Source organism: Deferrivibrio sp., assembly GCF_055117995.1.
This window is the reverse complement of sequence record NZ_JBSQOT010000027.1, coordinates 1-21,722: the sequence shown is the minus strand read 5'-3', so window position 1 is coordinate 21,722 and position 21,722 is coordinate 1. Positions and strand designations below refer to the sequence as shown.

Below are 21,722 nucleotides of genomic sequence, written 5' to 3'. Positions count from 1 at the left end.
AACGCCTCCTTTTTTAAATATATTCTAAATTAAAGTATATTTTTTGTAAAGCCAATGTGCCTAATTATAACACATAATTCAAAATTTTTTAAAGAAAGTTTCCTGTTGATATGTAAAAAATTGGAACTTGTTGTCGTCTTTTACTTTTTTAAGAAAACTTTCACCAAAAAGTTCCACTATGTCTGTTTCGCTTAATGGTCGCATGTGGAGCATTTTTTCGAAAAGCTCCTCTTTATCGTTGTCCTGAATATTTTTTGAGATAAAGTTTTTCACAGGCTCGACTTTCAGCCCTCTTTTCTGAAAGAAAAAGGCTACATCCAGCAACTCTGCATCGCTAAGCCTTTGCACATTTTTATAGGCTGTTGGTCTAAATGCTGTGTTTAGCTGGATTACATCATATTTTAAAGAGCTTATAATGTCAGCAAGTTTTGTCAAATGACTCAGGCTGTCATTTACCCCTTTTATCAGCAATACTTCTACAAAAAGTTTACCTCTATAACTTTTTGAAAAATCCACAAGTCCATTTATCATATTGTGAAAATTTATTTCTTTTGCCGGCTTGTTAATCATTTGAAATGTTTTTGTGTCTGCCGCATCAAGGCTTGGGACAATAATGTCAAAAACCATTGCCTGCTGTCTTACTTTGTTGTCATAGAATAGTGTGGAGTTGGTTAAGAGCGCAATAGGATGATAAACGAAGGTTTTCAGCTTTTTTACGATAACATCAAAAGATTTATTTAATGTTGGCTCGCCCGAACCGGTTATTGTTACCACATCTATATTCTCTTTTATTTTGGAGTATATTTTTTTGACATCTTCAATAATTTCATTTGTGTCATAAAAGTCTTGTCTGCTTACGGTCAGTTTATCTGTTTTGCAGACTTCACAGTAGATGCAGTCAAGGGTGCAGTATTTTCTTGGCACAATATCAACACCTAACGAGACTCCAAGTCTTCTTGACGGTACAGGTCCAAATACAAAGCTCATTTAATAGTCATCCAATATTTCGGCTTCCCTTAGAAGCTCAGTGTTATTTATTATATCTTCCATCTGTCCATCAAATATAATTTTTCCATGTTTTAGCACAACTCCTCTTTTGCAAACTGCTGAGGCAAATTTTAGGTTGTGAGTAGAGATTATTTTCGTGTGGTGAAATTTTTTCAGAATGTTGACAATATCTTTTATCCCCTTGGGGTCAACTTCGGCTGTTGGTTCATCAAAAACAAGGATCTCAGGGCTACATGCAATTACGGAAGCAATACATACCTTCCTTTTCTCTCCTCCTGAAAGCCTGAATGGATGTTTTTGTAAAAGGTGTATTGTGCCTGTATCCTTAAGGGCTAACTCAACAATTGATTTAAGCTGCTCGCCATCAACTCCCAGATTTTTGGGGCCGAAAGCTACATTCTCGTATACGGTGGGCATAAATAGCTGATTGTCAGTATTTTGAAAAACAATTCCCACAGTTTCCCTGATTTTCTTTAGCGTTTTTTTGGTGACGGGGATACCACCAATGTTTATTTCCCCCTTATCACTAAGCAGTGTGCCGTTAAGGTGTTTTAAAAGTGTTGATTTTCCGGCGCCATTTGAGCCAAGAATAGCAACTGATTCCCCATGGGTGATGTACATGTTTATATTTTCCAATGCTATGTTGCCATCAGAATAAGTGAAAGTTAAATCTTTTATATTTACGTAATGATGACTCATTAAAATAACCTCAAGAGCAGAATATAACAAATAGACAGGAATAAAAAAAGAAAATCTTTTAATTTAAATCTGGTATCGGCGTTCAGATTTTGGAGGTTAAAACCACGAGAAAGCATTGAGTAGTAAACATCTTCGCCTCTATATATTGCCCTTGCAAAAAATGAAGACACTATCTGTTTCATATCTTTCCATTTTATATTCCCCCTATATCCGCCACGCGATTTTATAGACTCTGTTGTGTTGATTATATCTGAAAGAAATAAAAAGATAAACCTATACATCAAGATAATTTGAATCGCCATAAAACCTGGAATTTTCAATTTATAAAGGCCATATGCTATTTCATGCACCGTTGTGCTTGTTATTATTAGAAGAGAAATGGCTGTAGTATTGATGAATTTTATCAGTGTCGTCAACGCTGAGATATATCCGGCATTAATGGAATAATTATAAAATGCAAATATGTTTTTATCCAATATTGGATTGAAAACAACAAAAAGTAATATAAATGGACTTAGGACAACACATATTTTTATGAAAGTGGAATACTTTAGCCTTGACATGTTTATCATTGCAAAAGTGAAAGAGGATAATAGGAGTGTTTTTAAAATATCGTATTTATTTATACTAACAAGTGCAATTAAAAAGGTCAGGAATACAAAAATTTTAGAAGCAGGGTTTATTTTGCCTAAAACGCAACCCTGCTTTGAGAGTGTATCAAAATTAATTAAGTAGTGTAAATTTTTCTCTGCACTTTTCAATTTTTACTTACTTTACTGACAATATATCCAATTGTAGCAGCCACAAAAATTGTAATCATTACACCAACTATTCCTGAAACAGATGTGCCTAATGCGGTTTCTTGTCCGCTAAAATTGTAGTCCGGCAAAATGGATATTTTGGATTGTAATGATAAAGCCATGTCGTGAAGCTTACTGGTGGCTGAGTGGGGCTCGGACTCGTTGCCCAATATTCTAAAAACAGACCATTCAAGGCCATCAGGATTTTCAGACGCAAAAAGTGAGACTATACCGGCTATTATCAACGAAATGCCTGCAATCCCAATATATGGTTTTGGGACTGGAGTATATTTTGTATCGGCAAGGGAGTATGAACTGATAAATTTGAAAGAGCCAACAGTTATGAGACCTTCTACAATTCCAATCAGTACGTGAATGCCCATCATCAAGAAAAACATTTTGGAAAATGGCAGCTCGGAAATACCCGAAAGAGCTGTCTGTATAGATACCATTGCCGCGCCTGCCAGAAGGCTGACAAAAGCTCCAAGCCAAATAAAAAACATATTTTTTTCAGTAAATTTTTTAAAAAGGGGATAAACTATAAAGGCAGGTATAAATCCTATATTAAAAATGTTGCACCCAAGAGCAAGCAGACCTCCGTCAGCAAAAAATAAAGCCTGGACGAGTAAAACGGAAGACATAATCAGAAAAGATGCTTCACTGCCAAGCAAAAGTGCAAGCAAAAATCCACCTGCAAAATGTCCGCTTGAGCCTGTTGCAGGTATTGTAAAATTAACCATTTGTAATGCAAATACAAGTGCCCCCATTACCCCCATAAAAGGGATGATTTTTTCCTCTTCAACCCTTCTTTTAAGTGCTGCAGATGAGTAAGCAGCAGCGCCGGCAGAAACTGCCCAAAAAGTTGAAGCAACAGGCACTGAAATAAGAGCATCGGCCATATGCATAAAAACACCTCCCTATGAGGAATGATTTATATGGGAATTATGACATACAATTTGATAAAATTCAAATGAATTGAATTTGAATCCCATCAATTTTTCTCGAAATTAAGTATACTGAGATTGCACACACTTTATGTAAGTAAATTTATAAAACAGTAGCATGCTGTTTAGTTAAGTTTAACTTTGTATTTTTGTGTGTAATTGTTTTTATTGTTGCACTTTATTTTCAAGTTGGTTATATTAGCAGGGTAGATTTCTAACATCTTCTTGGAGGTTGAAATGCCAAAGGTCGAAATAAACATTGAAAAGTGCAAAGGGTGTGGTTTATGTGTTCAGGTATGCCCGAAGCATATTTTAGAATTTTCAGGGAGATTTAACTCCTCCGGTTATGACTATGTACAGTGTATCGATGAAAGTAAATGTATCGTTTGTAAAAGCTGTGCATTGATGTGCCCTGATATAGTTTTTACTTTATATAAAGAAGAAAAGAAGTAGGGGGACAAAATGGCTGAAAAGGTTTTGATGAAAGGTAATGAGGCGATTGCTGAGGCTGCGGTAAGGGCTGGAGTCAAGGGATATTTTGGCTACCCAATTACTCCCCAGAATGAGGTTACTGCCTATATGTCATACAGAATGCCTGAACTTGGGCGAGCATTTGTGCAGGCTGAAAGTGAAGTTGCGGCAATCAACATGGTTTATGGCGCTGCAGCAACGGGTGAAAGAATTATGACAACATCTTCAAGCCCCGGTATTGCTCTTATGCAGGAAGGGATTTCTTATATGTGTGGTGCTGAAGTGCCTGCGGTTATTGTTAATATAGTAAGGGGTGGTCCAGGTCTTGGAAATATAGGACCAAGCCAATGTGATTACAACCAGTCAACAAGGGGTGGCGGTAACGGGGATTATCATCTTATTGTCAATGCACCCCATACGGTCCAGGAAGCGGTTGATTTGACTTACAATGCCTTTGATGTGGCTGAAAAATACAGGAATCCTGTACTTATTCTTGGAGATGGTGCTATTGGTCAGATGGCTGAGACAGTTGTCTTGCCAGATTTTAAAGAAAAACCTTCAAAAGATGAAGGCTGGGAATTAAATGGTGCTAAAGGGAGAGAAGCAAGGTCTGTAAAATCGCTGAGATTAGCTGAAGGGGAGCTTAAAAAGCATAACTGGCATCTTCATGAAAAGTTTCTGGAGATTGAAAAAAATGAAACGAAATATGAGATTTTTGGGGATGATTTTGAATATCTGATTGTTGCTTTTGGTACTGCTGCAAGGGTTGCCAAAACTGTGGTTAGGCAGCTTGAAACAAATGGTATCAAGGCAGGACTTTTTAGACCTATTACCGTTTCACCTTTCCCTTATGAATCTTTAAAAGAGGCTTCGAAAAAGGCTAAAAAGATTTTGGTGGCTGAAATGAATACAGGGCAAATGCTTTTTGACGTAAGATTGTCTGTTCAAAATGACGAAAAGATAGAGTTTTTGGGAAAACCTGGAGGAGAAGTATTTTCTCCAAAAGATATTTATGAAAAGGCTATTCAAATATTTCAAAAGTGAGGGCTGCTATGAAGGTAATGTTTGAAAAAACTGAAAGCATGACAGATGCTAAAAGCATATATTGTCCTGGCTGCAACCATGGCCTGATTCACAGACTTGTGGCAGAGGCTATTGATAAGCTTGGTGTCAGAGAAAAGACATATGGCGTAGCACCTGTTGGTTGCTCTGTTCTATTATATGATTACTTCAATTTTGATGTTGTGGAGGCTCCCCATGGAAGGGCACCTGCTCTTGCTACCGGTGCAAAAAGGGTAAGACCTGATATGGTGGTTTTTACATATCAGGGGGATGGAGACCTTGCATCAATTGGTATGAGCGAAATCATTCATGCAGCAGGGCGAGGTGAAAATATTACTGTGATTTTTGTTAATAACGCAAATTACGGTATGACAGGAGGTCAGATGGCTCCAACGACCCTCCTAGGACAAAAAACTACCACGACTCCTATGGGTAGAGATACAAAATCACATGGTTTTCCTTTTAGAATGGCAGAGCTTATCGGTAGTCTTCCGGCGGTTGCTTATTCCACGAGGGTTAAGGTTACCGATCCTAAAAATGTGATGAAGGCATCCAAAGCGATTTTGAAAGCATTTGAAAATCAAGTAAACGATATAGGGTTTTCTTTTGTTGAAGTACTTTCCACCTGTCCTACAAACTGGGGTATGACTCCTGTAAATGCGCTGAAATTTGTTGACGAACAGATGGAAAGTTATTTCCCGCTTGAGACATTCAAGGATATTCAGAGGGGTGAATAATGTACTTTGATTGTGTGATGGCTGGATTTGGTGGTCAGGGGATACTGAGCGCAGGGATGATACTTGCACATATGGCAGTAAGCCAGGATCTAAATGTTACGTGGTTTCCTTCTTACGGCGCTGAGCAAAGGGGCGGGACAGCAAACTGTGCAGTAGTTATTTCTGATGAGGAGATTGGTTCTCCGGTAATTCCAAATCCAAAATATGGATTTATAATGAATTATCCGTCTTTGGTTAAATTCAAGCCAAGATTTGAAAAAGGGGCAAGTGTAGTAGTGGATACTTCCCTTGTGGATAAAAAAGAGTGCGATAGGAGTGATGTCACATTTTATGGGATAAATGCTTCTGAAATAGCACAGAAAATAGGTAACACAAAAGTAGCTAATATGGTTATGATTGGAGCACTTTTGAAGATTTCGGGGTTGTTTGCCATTGAAACTGCAAACGAGGCACTGGTGCACGCAATACCAAAAAAGTATCACAGTATGCTGGAAATAAACAGAAAAGCCTTGAGTGAGGGTTTTGAAAAAGTAGCAAGAATATGATATACAAAAGGATTATAGTCAAAGGTATAGTTCAGGGTGTGGGCTTCAGGGCATTTATATACAGAAATGCCCTGAAACTGCCAACCTTAAAGGGTTACGTAAAAAATCTTCCTGATGGTTCAGTTGAGATTATCTGCAGAGGTGAAAAAAAGGAAGTAGATGAACTTATCACCGCTGCTAAAAGAGGTCCATTGGGTAGCAGGGTTGATTCCGTGGAAATTACCGAAATAGAAGTTGAAAAAGATATTGAAGGATTTTCAGTAGCCCACTAAAAGCATTCCTTTGGGTAATTGGTAACACTATTATAGCTGTGAAGTTTAAGTGTACTAAAAAAACTAAAAAACACTTGATTTTATTGTGTGTTGTGTTTATACAATACAATTTCAGAGTGGCAGAGGATATCAGTGGCCTGATGGGTGCTCTGCAATAGGAGCTGTGTGAACCCCGCCAGGCCCGGAAGGGAGCAACGGTAGCATGGTTTCCTATGTGCCGGAGTTTACCTGTCGGGCCTCTGGTATTTTCCTGGCAATTTATTATTAGACTTGAGGTAAAAGTATGCTAACTAAAATGAGGAATCAGAGAAAAGTTTTAAGCTTTTTTTTATGGCTTGTAATTGCTTCGTTTATAGGGACTATTTTCCTCGTATGGGGGATGGGCGGCAAAACAGGTTCAACAAATTATGCCATCAAAGTAAATAATTATAAGATTTCTTACAGAGAATATCAAAATGCGTATGAGAATACTGCAAATACGTTAAGACAAATTTTTGGCGATCAGGCAAATAATATTCCGCAATTTAAAGATTTGGGCAAAACTGTTGTCAATGATTTGATAAGCAAATATTTACTGATTGAAGAAGCAAAAAAGAATGGTGTATTTGTTTCAGATTCAGAGGTGCTTGCCCAGATTGCTTCAACAAAATCTTTCCAGAATAACGGAAAATTTGACCAGCAAAGATATGTTCAGGTCTTAAACTTAAATGGTATAAGCCCTGAAGCATATGAAGAGTCTTTGAGAGAAAGTATGCTTGTCAGCAAAATGGAAAACCTCATAAGAAATTCAGTTGCAATTACCGATGAAGAGATTGAAAAAGAATACAATTATAGAAACAGTAGTGCAGTTATCAAATATCTGAGTTTAAATCCTTCCAAGTTTAAGAGTGATGTGGAAATCACGGAGGATGCAGTAAAAAAATATTATGAAGATAATAAAGAGCTCTACAGGGTGCCTGAAAAAATAAAAGTAAAGTATGTGGTATTTGACGAAGGCAATTTTAAGGCAGATGTGAAGGTAAGTGATCAGGAGGTTGAAAACTATTTTCTTCAACATAAAGATGAATTTCATCAAAAAGAACAGGTAGAGGCAAGACACATACTGGTCAGGGTAAAAGATTTTGATAACAAGACTGAAAATGACCTGGCGCTGAAAAAAATAAACGAAGCTTTAAAAGAGGTTGAAAAAGGCAAACCTTTTGCAGAAGTGGCCAAAAAGTTTTCTGAGGATTCAACAGCGGCAAATGGCGGCTATCTTGGATTTTTTGAAAAGGGGGTAATGGTCAAGGAATTTGAAGAAGCAGCATTCTCTCTTAAACCTGGTGAAGCAAGCAAGGTGGTTAAATCACCATTTGGTTATCATGTTATTAAAGTTGAGAAAAAACTTGAAGAAAAAGACCTGGCACTTGATGAAGTCAAACAGCAGATTATTGAAAAGATTACCAAAGAAAAAGAAAAAGCCGGATTTAAGGCCTATGTCTTTGATACATACAGAGAGATTCTCAATGAGGCAAATATAACTGCATATCTGAAAAAAAATCCTGGCAAATTGCAGGTTTATGAAACCGATTATTTCAGCGAAGATGAAAAGGTAGCCCCTTTTTCAGAGCAGGGCGTGGTTAAAAATGCCCTTTTCAGACTGGATATTGCGGAGATAAGTTCTGTTCAGGATATTAATGGGAAAAAGTACATTTTTGAAGTAACGGACAAAAAAGATTCATATATCCCACAGCTTGACAACATTAAAGAGAATGTTAAAAATGATTATCTTGAAAGCAAGGCGCTTGAGCTTGCAAAAAATAAACTTGATGAAGAGCTACAAAAGGCTTCATCAATTGATGAATTATCCAAAATGTTCAAAGTATCTGTTACTATTACCCCTTCATTTAAAAGACTTGAGCCGGTTCCAGACCTTGGTTCAGATAGCGATATGATAAATGATATTTTTAAAGCAAAAAAAGGTGTTTTAAAGAAGGTATATACCCTTAATGACAGGCCTTACGCAATTGAGGTGGTTGAAGTTAAAAAGCCTGATATTGGTGGTCTTGCGTCTGAGAAGGAAGCTCTTCAAGGATTTCTTTTGACTATAAAGCAGGAAGAAGTTTTAAAAGGATACATCGAAAATCTGAAAAACGAAGCAGAAATTTACATAGATCCAAATCTCAACAATTAAAAAGACGATAAAACAGACATGAATTGCGGGGCTAATCCCCGCTCTTTTTGTTGAAATTAAGTTTACTTACAACCCCTTTCCCAAGATCGCCGATAAGCATTTTTCTTGTTGTTCGGGCATTTTCCATTGTTTTTTTGCCGCTTGGGTCGTATTTGACAAATTGGCCAAAGCCGCTTTGGACAGACTTGGAAGCGAAATTGAAGGCCTTTTCCTGGTAATTTTTGCATTTTTCAACAAAATCTGGGTCACTGCTCTTTCTGATATTGTGGGATATCTTGCCTATGTTTAATGTGTATTGGTAGCTAAGGCCAAATTTTATATATTTTATCTGCCTTGAAAAGTATTTTTCATCGATATTTTTGACTCTTATAAAAAGGCTGCCAAGAGTAGAAGCATTGTCCAGAAGATAAAATAGTGATGGCTTGAAAAGTTTGTCAGTCAAAGCCTCTTCGGCACTTTCGGTAAGGAAATGGGCAAAGAGTTTTTTATCGCTCCTTGAAAGATAGTATTCCGGGACAAGATAATTGTGGGCTACAATATCTGCTGAAAGATGAGCCGCATAACCGTAGGCAAATGATTTTTCCGAGTCTTTATCAGCAGCAGAAAAAAGGGCTGAAACCGTTTGCCAGGAATGAGTATTAAGGGATTTTTTTAAAGCGGAATAGTTTTTAAATAGATTGAAAAAATCGGGGAATATATTTCCGAGCAAAAAGTGTGCAGGATAGTTGTTAATAATGTGAAAAGTCGTATTTTCCAAGATCTTTAGACCGATACTGATGTGTGTTTCAAAACCCCATGCATATGCGGTGTCCGCAAAAAAAACATTTAAAACAATTATTATAATCGCCAGATTCATATGTACATATTAATACCTTTAATGTATAAAGAAAAGGGGATTTTAAATATCTTTTGTAGTGCAGGCAGTTATGCAGACTAATGGCTTAAAGTCCTTGAATTTAAATTTAAATTGAATAAAAAAGATACAAAAAGAAGGGAGATATATGAAATACACACCGTTATTTTCATTTATCGGAAGCTCTGGAAGCGGAAAAACAACATTTATAGAAAAACTTATAAAAGAGCTTAAGTCAAGAGGGATAAAGCTCGGTGTTATCAAACATGATGCCCATAAGTTTGAAATAGACAAGCCAGGCAAAGACTCTTACAGGTTTAAGCATGCCGGAGCTGATATGGTAGCCATATCTTCCTCTGAAAAAATGGCAATTGTCAAAAGCTTTTCGGAAGATGAAGAGAGTCTTGAAGAGATAGTTTTAAATTATTTCAAAGATGTGGATTTGGTTATTACTGAAGGTTATAAACAGAGCAGGCTGCCCAAAATTGAAATTTTTAGAGAAGTTGTTGGTAAACCTTTTCTGTCGGCGGATAAACCTGAGCTAATTGGCGTTATAACAGATAGTGTAAATATTCCAAGAAACGATGTGAGAAAATTTGGGTTTGAAGATGTGAAACAAGTGGCTGATTTTCTGGTGGCTCAAGCAGACCTTTTTATGCCGGAAATCGAAATAACGGGGGTAAGTGAGCCTCTTCTTGAGAAAAGTATTAAAAAGCTTTTACAGGCATACAGATTTTTAAAAAGATATAAAAAAGTTAAAATAAAGATTGAGATAGAGGAATAATGAAAGAATTTGTTCATTTACATTTACACAGCCAGTACTCCCTTCTTGATGGGGCAATTTTAATACCTGATTTGATGGATAAATTAAAAGAACAAAAGGCTAAAGCATGTGCAATAACCGACCATGGTACTATGCATGGGATAGTAGACTTTTACAAACAATGTATAAAAAAGGAAATCAAGCCAATTATCGGTTGTGAGGTATATGTTGCGCCTGATGACAGAAGGAATAGAGAGTATTCATCAGGTGAAGATAAGAATTACCATCTTATTCTTCTTGCAAAAAACAACAAAGGGCTTCAAAATCTTCAACACCTTGTCTCCATTGCACAATTGGAAGGATTTTATTATAAGCCGAGGATAGATAAAGAGATTTTGTCCCAATATTCAGAAGGGCTTATAGGATTGTCCGCATGTCTTGCGGGGGAACCACCAAGACATATTGTCAGGGGTGATTATCAGAAGGCGATAGCTTCTGCGAAACAGTATGAAGAGATTTTAGGGAAAGGGAATTATTATCTGGAGTTGCAGGATAACGGTATTGAAGAGCAGAAAATTGTCAACAATCAGCTGATAAATATTTCAAGAAACGAGGATATTCCTCTCGTTGCAACTAACGATTGCCATTATCTCAACCTTGGGGATCATACTTCTCACCAGATTTTGATGTGTATCCAGATGCAGGCGACCATTAGCAGTAAAAACAAACTGGAATTTCACTCAGACAGACTATATGTAAAATCTCCCGAGGAGATGTGGAGATCATTTGACAATTGCAGTGAAGCTCTTGTCAATACAGTAAAAATAGCTGAAATGTGCAATGTAAATATGGAATTTGGCAATGTACATCTTCCTGTTTTTGAGGTGCCGGAAGGCTATACTCCTGAAACATATTTTGAACATGTGGCAAGGCAGGGATTGCATAAGAAAATTTCCCATTTTTCCGTTGAGAAGCAAAAAATTTATTATGCAAGGCTGGAGTTTGAAATCGAAATTATAAAACTTAAAGGGTATGCAAGTTATTATCTGATAGTTTGGGATTTTATAAACTTTGCCAAAAACAACAATATCCCTGTTGGACCAGGCAGAGGTTCGGGTGCTGGCTCTTTGGCAGCTTATGCTATGGGCATTACCGATATCGACCCGATAAGGTTTAATCTGCTTTTTGAGAGATTTTTAAATCCTGAAAGAAAAAGCATGCCTGACTTTGATATTGATTTCTGCAAAAACAAAAGAGAGCAAGTTATTAATTATGTTATTGAAAAATATGGAAAGGATAGGGTAGCCCAGATAGTTACATTTGGTCAGCTTCTTGCAAGGGGTGTAATCAGAGATGTAGGCAGGGTTTTGGAAATTCCTCTGAAAACTGTCGATAAAATTGCAAAACTAATACCGGAATCACCGGGTATGACCCTTAAAAAGGCACTGTCGTCTGACCCTACAATAGAGCAGGAGATAGAAAATATTCCGTCCGGCAAAGAACTTTTGACCCACGCAAAGAAGCTTGAAGGGCTATTGAGACAGACGGGTATGCATGCAGCCGGAGTTGTAATATCTGATAAACCCATAATCAATTATGTCCCCCTGTGCAGAGGGCAAAATAACGAAGTGGTTACACAATTCGAAAAAAATACCCTTGAGGAGATTGGGCTTGTAAAGTTTGATTTTCTTGGCCTTAAAAACCTTACGGTTATAGATTATGCTGTAAATAAAATAAGAGAAAAAGAAAAAGATTTTGATATAAAGGATATCCCCCTTGATGACAGTTTAACATTTGAGCTTTTGTCAAATGGCTATACTACCGGGGTATTTCAGCTTGAAAGTCCCGGGATGAAAAATCTTTTGAAAAAACTGAAACCTTCTACTTTTGAAGATATTGTGGCTGTTGTCGCTTTATACAGACCTGGACCTATGGGTAGCGGTATGCTGGATGATTTTGTAAAAAGAAAACATAAGGAGCAAGAGATTACATATTTTATTCCTGAGCTTGAGGAGATACTGAGAGATACTTACGGCATTATTGTGTATCAGGAGCAGGTAATGCAGATTGCTCAGGTAATAGCCGGATATTCTCTTGGCAGTGCCGATTTGCTAAGACGGGCAATGGGTAAAAAGAAGCCTGAAGAGATGCAAAAACATAAAGAAATATTTTTATATGGAGATGAAAAATTAAATATACCCGGAGCAAAGAAAAAAGGGTTTGACCTCAAAAAATCAGAAGAGATATTTGATTTAATGGCAAAATTTGCTGAATACGGATTTAACAAAAGCCATTCAGCAGCCTATGCAATGGTTACCTATCAGACAGCATATCTTAAGGCGCATTACCCTATGGAATATATGTCAGCTCTTTTATCCAATGAGGTGGATAAGGGGGATAAGGTAGTTGTTTTTATCGAAGAGTGCAAAAGAATGGGGATTAAGGTATTGCCCCCTGATATCAATGAAAGTTATAAGGATTTTACAATAGATGAACACTCCATAAGGTTTGGGCTTGGGGCAATTAAAAATGTAGGAAGCGGGGCTATAGACATAATTGTTGAAGAGCGGGAAAATAACGGACAGTATAAAAACATATCTGATTTATGCAAAAGGATAGATTTAAGGCAGGTAAACAGAAAGGTTCTCGAGTCGCTTATTAAGGCAGGCGCGCTTGATTGTTTTGGTAAAAAGAGAAGTCAGTTGCTGAATGTGCTGGATGATGTATTGAGCAACAGCCAGAAACACCAGAAAATAGCTATGCAAGGTATCGTTACTGTCTTTGATTTGCTGAGTGATATGCATGAGGAAGAAAACAATACAGATGATATAGATTACCCGGATATTGATGAGATACCGGAAAGTGAGCTTTTGAAGCATGAAAAAGAGGTATTGGGATTTTATGTTTCAAGCCACCCTCTTTCAAAATATCAGTATCTGCTGGGATTAATGACCATAAATTTATCTCAGCTTGAGGAAATGCAACACGATAGTCAGGTTACAATTGGTGGCATTGTTAAAGATGTCAAATATCATTTGACAAAGTCCCAGGAGAAGATGGCCTTTATTACAGTTGAAGATCTTGAAGGTGTTTGCGATGTCGTAATATTTCCAAAACTTTTTGCGCAGAATGTAAGACATATTGAAGAAGATAAAATTATAATTGTAAAGGGGAGATATAATATAAACGAAGATAGAAAATCTGTTGTGGCAGAAGAGATTTACGATATTGCTGAAGCTCTGGAGAAGCTTACGGAATATATAGTTATAAAAATTAATCCTGTTGGTATGACAAAGGAGAAGGTAGCTGAAATAAAACAAGCGGTTACCATTAATAAGGGAGGTATACCGTTAAAATTTGCAATAAAAAGAGAAGATAAGTATGAAGTGATTTTAAGCGCATCAGAAAGCTTTCATGTGAAACCGAAAGTGTCCCTTTTCAAACAGATAGAAGATTTTATAGGCGAAGATAAAATAGAATTTGTCATAAAGAAGGATTAAATGAAGGTAGTGCTAACAATAGGTGGGTCAGACCCAATAGCTGGAGCCGGCATACAGGCAGATATCAAAACAATTTCTGCCCTCAAGTGTTATGGTTGCACTGTGATTACATCGATCACTTCACAAAATACAAGAAAAGTGACAGATGTATATGACCTGCCTGCAAAAGTGGTAAAATCTCAGTTTGAAGCTGTAGCAGAAGAGTTTTATATAAGTGCAGTAAAGATAGGTATGCTGTCAAATGCCGAAATTATCAACACTGTTGCTGAGATGCTTGAGAGATATAAAATCAAAAACATTGTGGTTGACCCGGTAATGGTATCAAGCAGTGGCAAAAAGCTATTAAATGACGATGCTATTGATGAATTGAAAAAGTTGATAAGCTTTAGTACATTGGTTACACCAAACAAACAGGAGTGCGAGGTACTGCTTAAAACCGTGTTTAAAGATAAAAGCAGTATTCTTGACCAAATAGATAAAATTAAGGGGATGAAAACTGAAAGTATTCTCATAAAAGGTGGACACTTTGAAGGCAATAGCGCAACAGATATTTTGATATGCGGGGAGAATGTTGTTGAATTTACTGCTGAAAAACTTCAGATAACAGATGTACATGGGACGGGATGCACCCTGTCTTCGGCCATTGCATGCAATCTCGCAAAAGGGTATGATGTGATTACTGCGGTAAGATATGCAAAGGAGTACATTTTTGGTGCCATAAAAAGCTCAATAAGGTTCAATGATAAAAATAGGCAGAGCCTTATCAACCACTTTTATGCCGGGGATAAGTAGCGTTAACTTTTAAATGGGGCGATTTTGCTTGAAAAAGTTACTTCATTAATATATTAATGAAGGATTTTGTTAATTTGTAGATAGGAGGAAATTATGAGAATAGCGGTAGTGGGAACAGGGTATGTCGGTCTAGTTACTGGTGCCTGTCTTGCTGAATTTGGGATGTTTGTTACCTGTGTGGATATTGATGAGAAAAAAATAGAAAATCTAAAAAAAGGGATTATCCCTATTTATGAGCCAGGTCTTGATGAAATAGTTGAGAAAAATTATAAGGCTGGAAGACTTAATTTCACAACAGATATTGCCGAAGCTGTTAAAAATAATCTTGTAATCTTTATTGCCGTTGGGACACCTCCAAAAGATGATGGGAGTGCTGATCTTAAATATGTTGAACAGGTGGCAAGGGATATAGCCGAAAATATGAACGGCTACAAAGTGATAGTGGATAAAAGTACAGTTCCGGTAGGTACCGGGCAGAAAGTTAAGCAGATTATTAAGTCTGTAGTAGGGGATAGATACAGGTTTGATGTGGTAAGCAATCCGGAGTTTTTAAGAGAGGGGGCAGCGGTAAACGACTTTATGAGGCCAGACAGAATAGTTATCGGCGCTGAGAGCGATGAAGCTGTCGCTATAATGAAAGATATTTATAGCGCCCATTATCTTGGAGAAGCACCTTTTGTGGTGACAAATATTGAGACAGCCGAGATGATAAAGTACGCTTCCAATGCTTTTCTTGCACTAAAGATTACCTACATAAATGAAATTGCAAATCTTTGTGATCTTGTAGGAGCTGATGTTCATAAGGTTGCCAAAGCTATGGGGATGGATGGACGAATAAGCCCAAAGTTTTTACATCCGGGTCCAGGTTATGGTGGTTCATGTTTTCCTAAAGATACAAGTGCAATTGCCCATCTTGCAAGGGAAAAGGGGTATGAATTCAAGACCATAGAGACAGTTGTAAGGGTGAATGAAGAGCAGAAGCTCAGGATGGTAAATAAGATTGCAACACTTCTTGGACTTGATATAAACAAATCTGATGCTTTTGCCGGGAAAGTGATAGCGATACTTGGGCTTTCATTTAAGCCCAATACAGACGATATGAGAGACTCTCCATCTATTGTGATTATTGAAAAGCTTCTGGAAAAAGGTGCAAAGATAAAGGCATTTGACCCGATTGCTGCAGATAACGCAAAGAAGATTTTTTCTGACAGGATAGAATATTCAGAAGATGAATATAGTGCCTGCGAAAATGCTGATTGCCTTGTGATAGTTACAGAGTGGAATCAGTTTAGAAAACTTGATATGGAAAGAATAAAGTCGCAACTTAAGTCCCCCAATTTGGCGGATTTGAGAAATATATATGAACCTTCAAAGATGAAAAGTCTCGGATTTAATTATACGTGTGTGGGAAGGCCTTTATAAATATGGACAGAAAGTTTATAAGAAATTTTTCAATTATTGCTCATATTGACCATGGTAAATCAACAATAGCAGACAGACTGATTGAATATACCGGAGCAATTGACAAAAGAGAGATGAAATCTCAGCTTCTTGACTCAATGGATATTGAGAGAGAACGTGGGATTACAATTAAGGCGCAGACGGTGAGGCTTTATTATAAAGCCGATGATGGCAACATATATCAGTTAAACCTTATAGATACACCTGGACATGTGGATTTTACTTATGAAGTTTCGCGAAGTCTTGCGGCCTGTGAAGGGGCTTTGTTGGTGGTGGATGCTTCCCAGGGGGTTGAAGCACAGACAATTGCAAATGTTTACATGGCAATAGAGCAAAACCTGGAGCTTATACCTGTTATAAATAAAATTGACCTGCCAAGTGCCGATTTTGAAAGGGTGAAAGCAGAGATAGAGGAGATAATAGGTATAGATGCTTCTCATGCAATTCCAGCAAGTGCAAAAGAGGGAATAGGGACAAAGGAGATACTGGAAAGTATAGTTAAATTTATTCCATATCCTGCAGGAGAGCCCGAAAAACCACTAAAAGCGGTAATCTTTGACTCTTGGTATGATTCGTATCAGGGGGTTGTAGTTTTGATAAGGGTTATTGATGGTGCTATTTCCAGAGGGGATAAAGTAAAGTTTATGGCAACCGGAAAAGAGTATGATGTGGATAGTATAGGTGTTTTTACACCCAAAGATGTAAAGGTTGATATGTTGTCTGCAGGAGAGGTTGGCTATATTATTACAGGTGTCAAAGAACTGAAAGATGTAAAAATCGGTGACACGGTTACACACTCCAAGAACCCTACTGATAAACCCTTCCCGGGGTTTAAAAATGTAAAGCCTGTTGTATTTTGCGGATTTTACCCGGTAGACCCAAAAGATTACGAGGATTTAAGGGATGCTCTTGAAAAACTTATGCTTAATGATTCATCTATAACTTTTGAACCTGAAAACTCCATGGCTCTTGGATTTGGATTTAGATGCGGGTTTTTGGGGCTTCTTCACATGGAAATTATACAGGAGAGGCTTGAGCGGGAATTTGATCTAAATCTTATAACCACAGCACCTACAGTTATTTACAGGGTAACAAAAACAGATGGTTCTGTAGTGGAAGTCGATAATCCGGCAAAGTTGCCGCCGGTAGGTGAGATTGATTTTGTGGAAGAACCGATTATAAATGCCACAATAGTACTCCCCAATGAATATGTTGGCAACGTTATTCAATTGCTGCAACAAAAAAGAGGTATTCAGAAAAATATGCATTATGCTTCGGAAACAAGGGTAATCCTTGAATATGAACTCCCCCTTTCCGAAGTGGTAATAGACTTTTACGACAAATTGAAGTCTGCATCAAAAGGGTATGCTTCCTTTGATTATGAGCATGCAGGCTATAAAGAATCATCCCTTACAAAACTTGACATACTTATAAATGGTGAACCTGTGGATGCGCTCAGTATCATTGTTCATAAAGACCATGCTTATTACAAGGGGAGAGAGCTTGTGGACAAGATGAAAGATGTAATCCCCCGTCAGATGTTTGATATTGCCATTCAGGCTGCAATGGGCAATAAAATAATAGCCAGAAGCACAGTAAAAGCATTCAGAAAAAATGTTACCGCCAAGTGTTATGGTGGTGATATTACAAGAAAGAAAAAGCTTTTGGAAAAACAGAAAGAAGGGAAAAAGAGAATGAGGAAGATAGGAAAGGTGGATGTGCCTCAGGAGGCATTTCTCGCTATTTTGAAAATCGGAGAGGAATAATGGACGATAAACTTCAAAAGAAGAATAAATTTAAGGATACAATTGATTCTATAATAGTTGCATTTGTCATAGCAATGATTATCAGGGCATTTTTTTTGCAAGCGTATAAAATTCCATCCGGCTCAATGTTGAATACCCTTTTGATAGGTGACCACATTTTGGTGAACAAGGCAGCTTATATTTTTACAGAGCCCAAACGGGGAGACATTGTCGTTTTTGAGTATCCTATTGAACCCGAAAAAGATTTTATAAAAAGGGTGATAGGGCTTCCAGGTGATAAAATCAGAATGGAAAACAAAAAGTTATTTATAAACGGTAAATCATATGATGAAAATTATGTAAGATATGAGAGTGATTTTGTATTTAACAGTAAAGAAAACCCAAGAGATAATTTTGATGAGTTTACTGTCCCAAAGGGAAAATATTTTGTAATGGGGGATAATAGAGATTCAAGTTTTGACAGCAGGTACTGGGGTTTTGTGTCGAGGGACATGATAAAAGGGAAGGCGCTTTTAATTTATTGGTCCTGGCAGTTTAGTCCTGAATTTGAGCTGAGGTTGAACAGGATTTTAAAGTTTATTCATTGAAATATTAATGAATTTGATGATATAATTTCTAAAAGGAAATTTTTATGGGGATGATACTTAAGTCGGCAATTACCATTTTTGTGATATACTGCCTGGTTATGGTGGGGCTTCCGTGGGGTAAATTTGCAATTTATAAAAGTGCAGCCGAAAGGATTATGATGAATAATGACAGGTTACCTGCGGACAGGGTTGTTAAGAGTCTGATTGAGGAAGCTGATTCCTTAAAAATACCGGTAAGAAAGGAAAATATAAAATTTATAAGAAACTATGAGGATACAATTACAACCGTAGTAGAATATAAGGAAACGGTAAATTTCCCTTTTTTAAGAAAGCCCATAGTGTTTAATTATAAGATAGAGAAAGAAAGACCTCTAAAAGGAGATGAAGGTGGAAACTAAATACAAAAGGATACTTTTAAAATTAAGCGGCGAAGCATTGATGGGCAAGCAGCAGTTTGGTATTGATGGAGATACGGTTAAATATATCGCCCGTGAAATAAAAAAAGTCCATGAAATTGGAGTAAATATAGGTGTGGTAGTAGGTGGCGGAAACATATTCAGAGGTGTTTCTGAATCTGCGAAGGGGATGGATAGGGTAAGTGCCGATTATATGGGGATGCTTGCTACAGTGATAAACTCACTTGCATTGCAGAACGCCCTTGAAAATATTGGGGTGCCCACAAGAGTTCAGACTGCTATTGAGATGAGGGAAATAGCGGAACCTTTTATAAGAAGGCGTGCGATGAGGCATTTTGAAAAGAACAGAGTGGTGATTTTTGGAGCTGGTACCGGGAATCCTTATTTTACCACGGATACAGCAGCGACATTAAGGGCTTCTGAAATAAATGCAGAGGTAGTACTTAAGGCGACAAAAGTAGACGGTATATATGATGCTGATCCGGTGAAGGAGAAAGATGCAAAAAAGTTTTCCGAAATCACATACCTTGATGTTTTGAACAAAGGCTTGAAAGTAATGGATTCTACTGCGATTAGTATGTGTATGGATAACAAGATTCCAATAATTGTTTTCGATCTGTATGGTGAAGATAATATTTTAAATATAGTTTTGGGTAAACAAATAGGTACATTAGTGGAGGAAAGTCATGATTAATGTTGTAATTGATGAAGCAAAAGAAAAGATGTCAAAATCACTTGATCATTACAAGAATGAACTTAAAGGTATAAGGACAGGCAGGGCATCAGTGGCCATGTTTGAAGGGATTAAGGTTGATTATTATGGGACTTTAACCCCTCTCAATCAGGTTGGAACACTAAGTGCTCCGGAACCAAGACTGATAACTATTCAGCCATGGGAGCCTTCTTTGATACCGGCTATTGAAAAGGCTATTATGTCAAGCAATCTTGGATTTAATCCTTCCAATGACGGCGTTTTGATAAGAATTCCAATTCCTCAGCTCACGGAAGAGAGAAGAAAAGAGATAGTCAAGCTAATAAAAAAGATGGCTGAAGATGCCAAAGTGGTCGTGAGAAATATAAGAAGAGATGCTAACGAGGAGATCAAAAAACTGGAAAAAGATAAGGAAATTTCTGAAGATGATGCGAAAAAGGCCACAGTGAAGATTCAGGAAATTACTGATGAGTTTGTGAAAAAAATTGATGAGGTAACAGCAGCAAAAGAAAAGGATGTGATGGAAATATAATCCATGGATAACGGCTTCCCGGTACATATCGGCATTATAATGGATGGAAATGGCAGATGGGCAAAGCGAAGAGGGCTTCCCAGAGTATTTGGACACAAAGAAGGGGTGAAGGCGGTTAGAAGGATTGTAGCGCATGCAGCTGAAAGAGGGATTAAATATTTGAGCCTTTTTGCCTTTTCCACAGAAAACTGGAACCGGCCGGAAGAAGAGGTCTCTGCCTTGATGAGACTTTTGAATGACTATCTGCAAAAAGAAATCAATACAATTATAGAAAAAGGGATAAGTTTGAAGGTTTCAGGCAGAATCAGCATGTTGCCAAAAGCAACCCAGAAGAAACTTATGGATGCCGTGGAAATTTCCAGAGACAACAAAAGGATGACCTTGAATCTATGCCTGAGTTACGGGGGCAGAGCAGAAATTATTGATGCAGCAGCGCAGATAGCAAAAGATGTTAAAAATGGAATATTGAACATAGAAGATATTGAATCAAAATTTTCTGATTATTTGTACAATCCTGACATACCCAATATAGACCTTTTAATCAGGACAAGTGGGGAGCAGCGCATCAGTAACTTTATGCTTTACAGAGTTGCATACAGTGAACTTTATTTTACTCAGACTCTCTGGCCAGGTTTTTATGAAGATGAATTTGATCTTGCAATTGATGAATATATGACGAGAAGAAGAAGGTTTGGCAAGACAGATGAGCAAATATATGACAAAGGACAAATATGACAAATAAGTCTCAGAGAATAATTACAGCCCTGTTTCTTATCCCTTCATTGATTTTGTTTATTATTTACTCATCAGATATTGTTTTTTTTGTAGGGCTACTGGTTTTTATTTTGGTGGCGACTTATGAATTTTCATTACTGATAGAAAAAGCCGGATATAAAAATCTGAAACTTCCTACACTTATTGGTTCGGTATTGATTCCTTTCAGCTTTTATATAGAAAGAGTCGATGTATTTTTGTTTTCCGTTTTTATAATTTCATTTTTATCACTTACTATAAAGCTTTTCGGGAGCAGACCTCTTGATGATACTTACAGGACTGTGGGATTTACATTTCTAAATGTTTTTTATGTGCCGTTTTATTTTTCCTTTATACAGCTTTTGAAAAACATAAACTATCACTACATTTTTTATCTGCTTGTAATTATCTGGGCAAGCGACTCTTTTGCATATTTTTTTGGGATAAAGTACGGTAAGAGAAGACTTTACGAGCTGATAAGCCCGAAAAAAAGTGTCGAAGGGTTGGTAGCAGGGGTATTAGGCGGTGTTCTGGTAGGATTGTTTTATTCGCTGATTTTTATAAAGATGCCACTATTGCATGTAATTTTAACATCACTTCTTGTAGCATCAGCTGGCGTGGTAGGCGACCTTGTTGAATCAATGTTTAAAAGGAAGGCAAATGTTAAGGATAGTGGCAATATTTTTCCTGGCCACGGAGGGATGCTTGACAGAATAGATTCACTACTTTTTGGTGCACCGGTTTTATATTTTTACATTGAGCTGTTTTTAATATGAAAAAAAAGATTGGCATTGTAGGCTCTACCGGGTCTATTGGAAGACAGGCGGTAGATGTAATATTGAAAAATAAAGATAAATTTGATGTGGTTTTTCTTTC

The 21,722-nt window shown here is 37.3% G+C and carries 23 protein-coding genes and 1 other RNA gene; 19 read left to right on the top strand and 5 right to left on the bottom strand.

The annotated features are described in order from the left end of the window. Positions 1 to 78: 78 nt before the first annotated feature. From ACTCAF_RS07950 to ACTCAF_RS07935, 4 genes are read right to left on the bottom strand one after another with little or no spacing between them, the layout of a single operon-like run. On the bottom strand, positions 79 to 987 hold the full coding sequence (locus ACTCAF_RS07950; protein WP_463062755.1) for a radical SAM protein: 909 nt from the start codon (positions 985 to 987) through the stop codon (positions 79 to 81). Beyond that, positions 988 to 1,707: an energy-coupling factor ABC transporter ATP-binding protein gene (locus ACTCAF_RS07945; RefSeq protein ID WP_463062754.1), complete on the bottom strand. Its 720-nt coding sequence runs from the start codon at positions 1,705 to 1,707 to the stop codon at positions 988 to 990. After that, entirely contained in the window at positions 1,707 to 2,468 is a 762-nt protein-coding gene (locus tag ACTCAF_RS07940; protein ID WP_463062753.1) for an energy-coupling factor transporter transmembrane component T family protein, read from the bottom strand. The genes ACTCAF_RS07945 and ACTCAF_RS07940 overlap by 1 nt, the downstream gene beginning before the upstream one ends. Then, on the bottom strand, positions 2,465 to 3,412 hold the full coding sequence (locus tag ACTCAF_RS07935; protein ID WP_463062752.1) for an energy-coupling factor ABC transporter permease: 948 nt from the start codon (positions 3,410 to 3,412) through the stop codon (positions 2,465 to 2,467). Before ACTCAF_RS07935 ends, ACTCAF_RS07940 begins: the two co-directional genes overlap by 4 nt. A gap of 276 nt (positions 3,413 to 3,688) precedes the next feature. Here ACTCAF_RS07935 and ACTCAF_RS07930 point away from each other — a divergent pair, with 276 nt between their 5' ends. The 7 genes from ACTCAF_RS07930 to ACTCAF_RS07900 all read left to right on the top strand — a co-directional run bounded on the left by ACTCAF_RS07930 (position 3,689) and on the right by ACTCAF_RS07900 (position 8,711). Beyond that, positions 3,689 to 3,904, top strand: a complete 216-nt coding sequence (locus tag ACTCAF_RS07930) for an indolepyruvate ferredoxin oxidoreductase subunit alpha (RefSeq protein WP_463062751.1) — start codon at positions 3,689 to 3,691, stop codon at positions 3,902 to 3,904. A 9-nt stretch (positions 3,905 to 3,913) separates the two neighbouring features. Beyond that, positions 3,914 to 4,966, top strand: coding sequence for a 3-methyl-2-oxobutanoate dehydrogenase subunit VorB (locus ACTCAF_RS07925; RefSeq protein ID WP_463062750.1), 1,053 nt, complete (start codon positions 3,914 to 3,916; stop codon positions 4,964 to 4,966). 8 nt (positions 4,967 to 4,974) lie between these two features. Further along, positions 4,975 to 5,721, top strand: a complete 747-nt coding sequence (locus ACTCAF_RS07920) for a thiamine pyrophosphate-dependent enzyme (RefSeq protein ID WP_463062749.1) — start codon at positions 4,975 to 4,977, stop codon at positions 5,719 to 5,721. Continuing rightward, positions 5,721 to 6,266, top strand: a complete 546-nt coding sequence (locus tag ACTCAF_RS07915) for a 2-oxoacid:acceptor oxidoreductase family protein (RefSeq protein WP_463062748.1) — start codon at positions 5,721 to 5,723, stop codon at positions 6,264 to 6,266. The genes ACTCAF_RS07920 and ACTCAF_RS07915 overlap by 1 nt, the downstream gene beginning before the upstream one ends. Continuing rightward, positions 6,263 to 6,538, top strand: a complete 276-nt coding sequence (locus tag ACTCAF_RS07910) for an acylphosphatase (protein WP_463062747.1) — start codon at positions 6,263 to 6,265, stop codon at positions 6,536 to 6,538. The genes ACTCAF_RS07915 and ACTCAF_RS07910 overlap by 4 nt, the downstream gene beginning before the upstream one ends. A 138-nt stretch (positions 6,539 to 6,676) precedes the next feature. Continuing rightward, positions 6,677 to 6,775, top strand: an RNA gene (ffs, locus tag ACTCAF_RS07905) — signal recognition particle sRNA small type. Between the two features lie 46 nt (positions 6,776 to 6,821). After that, positions 6,822 to 8,711: a SurA N-terminal domain-containing protein gene (locus tag ACTCAF_RS07900; protein ID WP_463062746.1), complete on the top strand. Its 1,890-nt coding sequence runs from the start codon at positions 6,822 to 6,824 to the stop codon at positions 8,709 to 8,711. Positions 8,712 to 8,742: 31 nt separating this feature from the next. Here ACTCAF_RS07900 and ACTCAF_RS07895 read toward each other — a convergent pair whose 3' ends face one another. Then, complete coding sequence (locus ACTCAF_RS07895; RefSeq protein WP_463062745.1) at positions 8,743 to 9,567, bottom strand: zinc dependent phospholipase C family protein; 825 nt, start codon at positions 9,565 to 9,567, stop codon at positions 8,743 to 8,745. A 145-nt stretch (positions 9,568 to 9,712) separates the two neighbouring features. Between ACTCAF_RS07895 and mobB the strand changes: the two genes are divergently transcribed. The 12 genes from mobB to ACTCAF_RS07835 form a co-directional block, all read left to right on the top strand. Beyond that, positions 9,713 to 10,348: a molybdopterin-guanine dinucleotide biosynthesis protein B gene (mobB, locus tag ACTCAF_RS07890; protein WP_463062744.1), complete on the top strand. Its 636-nt coding sequence runs from the start codon at positions 9,713 to 9,715 to the stop codon at positions 10,346 to 10,348. Then, positions 10,348 to 13,827, top strand: coding sequence for a DNA polymerase III subunit alpha (locus tag ACTCAF_RS07885; RefSeq protein WP_463062743.1), 3,480 nt, complete (start codon positions 10,348 to 10,350; stop codon positions 13,825 to 13,827). The genes mobB and ACTCAF_RS07885 overlap by 1 nt, the downstream gene beginning before the upstream one ends. Continuing rightward, complete coding sequence (gene thiD / locus ACTCAF_RS07880; RefSeq protein WP_463062742.1) at positions 13,828 to 14,619, top strand: bifunctional hydroxymethylpyrimidine kinase/phosphomethylpyrimidine kinase; 792 nt, start codon at positions 13,828 to 13,830, stop codon at positions 14,617 to 14,619. It begins immediately after the preceding gene. A 93-nt stretch (positions 14,620 to 14,712) separates the two neighbouring features. Then, on the top strand, positions 14,713 to 16,041 hold the full coding sequence (locus ACTCAF_RS07875; RefSeq protein WP_463062741.1) for a UDP-glucose dehydrogenase family protein: 1,329 nt from the start codon (positions 14,713 to 14,715) through the stop codon (positions 16,039 to 16,041). Positions 16,042 to 16,043: 2 nt separating this feature from the next. Beyond that, positions 16,044 to 17,846, top strand: a complete 1,803-nt coding sequence (gene lepA / locus ACTCAF_RS07870) for a translation elongation factor 4 (protein ID WP_463062740.1) — start codon at positions 16,044 to 16,046, stop codon at positions 17,844 to 17,846. Continuing rightward, positions 17,846 to 18,433, top strand: coding sequence for a signal peptidase I (gene lepB, locus ACTCAF_RS07865; RefSeq protein WP_463062739.1), 588 nt, complete (start codon positions 17,846 to 17,848; stop codon positions 18,431 to 18,433). The genes lepA and lepB overlap by 1 nt, the downstream gene beginning before the upstream one ends. Before the next feature lie 44 nt (positions 18,434 to 18,477). Then, positions 18,478 to 18,831, top strand: a complete 354-nt coding sequence (locus tag ACTCAF_RS07860) for a hypothetical protein (protein ID WP_463062738.1) — start codon at positions 18,478 to 18,480, stop codon at positions 18,829 to 18,831. Next, positions 18,815 to 19,543 (top strand): UMP kinase, encoded by a 729-nt coding sequence (pyrH, locus tag ACTCAF_RS07855; protein ID WP_463062737.1) that lies wholly within the window; start codon positions 18,815 to 18,817, stop codon positions 19,541 to 19,543. The genes ACTCAF_RS07860 and pyrH overlap by 17 nt, the downstream gene beginning before the upstream one ends. Next, positions 19,536 to 20,093 (top strand): ribosome recycling factor, encoded by a 558-nt coding sequence (gene frr / locus ACTCAF_RS07850; RefSeq protein WP_463062736.1) that lies wholly within the window; start codon positions 19,536 to 19,538, stop codon positions 20,091 to 20,093. The genes pyrH and frr overlap by 8 nt, the downstream gene beginning before the upstream one ends. Before the next feature lie 3 nt (positions 20,094 to 20,096). Further along, positions 20,097 to 20,828 (top strand): isoprenyl transferase, encoded by a 732-nt coding sequence (locus tag ACTCAF_RS07845; protein ID WP_463062735.1) that lies wholly within the window; start codon positions 20,097 to 20,099, stop codon positions 20,826 to 20,828. After that, the gene (locus tag ACTCAF_RS07840) at positions 20,825 to 21,622 is read left to right on the top strand and encodes a phosphatidate cytidylyltransferase (protein WP_463062734.1); all 798 of its coding nucleotides are present in this window, start codon (positions 20,825 to 20,827) and stop codon (positions 21,620 to 21,622) included. The genes ACTCAF_RS07845 and ACTCAF_RS07840 overlap by 4 nt, the downstream gene beginning before the upstream one ends. Continuing rightward, the coding region (locus tag ACTCAF_RS07835) for a hypothetical protein (protein WP_463062764.1) at positions 21,619 to 21,722 on the top strand (104 nt) is incomplete at its 3' end. The genes ACTCAF_RS07840 and ACTCAF_RS07835, both read left to right, overlap by 4 nt.

Bases quoted from the DNA above. Each gene is read 5' to 3' on its own strand.
- ACTCAF_RS07950 (WP_463062755.1), bottom strand. From the start codon at position 987: ATGAGCTTTGTATTTGGACCTGTACCGTCAAGAAGACTTGGAGTCTCG.
- ACTCAF_RS07945 (WP_463062754.1), bottom strand. From the start codon at position 1,707: ATGAGTCATCATTACGTAAATATAAAAGATTTAACTTTCACTTATTCT.
- ACTCAF_RS07935 (WP_463062752.1), bottom strand. From the start codon at position 3,412: ATGCATATGGCCGATGCTCTTATTTCAGTGCCTGTTGCTTCAACTTTT.
- ACTCAF_RS07930 (WP_463062751.1), top strand. From the start codon at position 3,689: ATGCCAAAGGTCGAAATAAACATTGAAAAGTGCAAAGGGTGTGGTTTA.
- ACTCAF_RS07925 (WP_463062750.1), top strand. From the start codon at position 3,914: ATGGCTGAAAAGGTTTTGATGAAAGGTAATGAGGCGATTGCTGAGGCT.
- ACTCAF_RS07920 (WP_463062749.1), top strand. From the start codon at position 4,975: ATGAAGGTAATGTTTGAAAAAACTGAAAGCATGACAGATGCTAAAAGC.
- ACTCAF_RS07915 (WP_463062748.1), top strand. From the start codon at position 5,721: ATGTACTTTGATTGTGTGATGGCTGGATTTGGTGGTCAGGGGATACTG.
- ACTCAF_RS07910 (WP_463062747.1), top strand. From the start codon at position 6,263: ATGATATACAAAAGGATTATAGTCAAAGGTATAGTTCAGGGTGTGGGC.
- ACTCAF_RS07900 (WP_463062746.1), top strand. From the start codon at position 6,822: ATGCTAACTAAAATGAGGAATCAGAGAAAAGTTTTAAGCTTTTTTTTA.
- ACTCAF_RS07895 (WP_463062745.1), bottom strand. From the start codon at position 9,567: ATGAATCTGGCGATTATAATAATTGTTTTAAATGTTTTTTTTGCGGAC.
- mobB (WP_463062744.1), top strand. From the start codon at position 9,713: ATGAAATACACACCGTTATTTTCATTTATCGGAAGCTCTGGAAGCGGA.
- ACTCAF_RS07885 (WP_463062743.1), top strand. From the start codon at position 10,348: ATGAAAGAATTTGTTCATTTACATTTACACAGCCAGTACTCCCTTCTT.
- thiD (WP_463062742.1), top strand. From the start codon at position 13,828: ATGAAGGTAGTGCTAACAATAGGTGGGTCAGACCCAATAGCTGGAGCC.
- ACTCAF_RS07875 (WP_463062741.1), top strand. From the start codon at position 14,713: ATGAGAATAGCGGTAGTGGGAACAGGGTATGTCGGTCTAGTTACTGGT.
- lepA (WP_463062740.1), top strand. From the start codon at position 16,044: ATGGACAGAAAGTTTATAAGAAATTTTTCAATTATTGCTCATATTGAC.
- lepB (WP_463062739.1), top strand. From the start codon at position 17,846: ATGGACGATAAACTTCAAAAGAAGAATAAATTTAAGGATACAATTGAT.
- ACTCAF_RS07860 (WP_463062738.1), top strand. From the start codon at position 18,478: ATGGGGATGATACTTAAGTCGGCAATTACCATTTTTGTGATATACTGC.
- pyrH (WP_463062737.1), top strand. From the start codon at position 18,815: ATGAAGGTGGAAACTAAATACAAAAGGATACTTTTAAAATTAAGCGGC.
- frr (WP_463062736.1), top strand. From the start codon at position 19,536: ATGATTAATGTTGTAATTGATGAAGCAAAAGAAAAGATGTCAAAATCA.
- ACTCAF_RS07845 (WP_463062735.1), top strand. From the start codon at position 20,097: ATGGATAACGGCTTCCCGGTACATATCGGCATTATAATGGATGGAAAT.
- ACTCAF_RS07840 (WP_463062734.1), top strand. From the start codon at position 20,825: ATGACAAATAAGTCTCAGAGAATAATTACAGCCCTGTTTCTTATCCCT.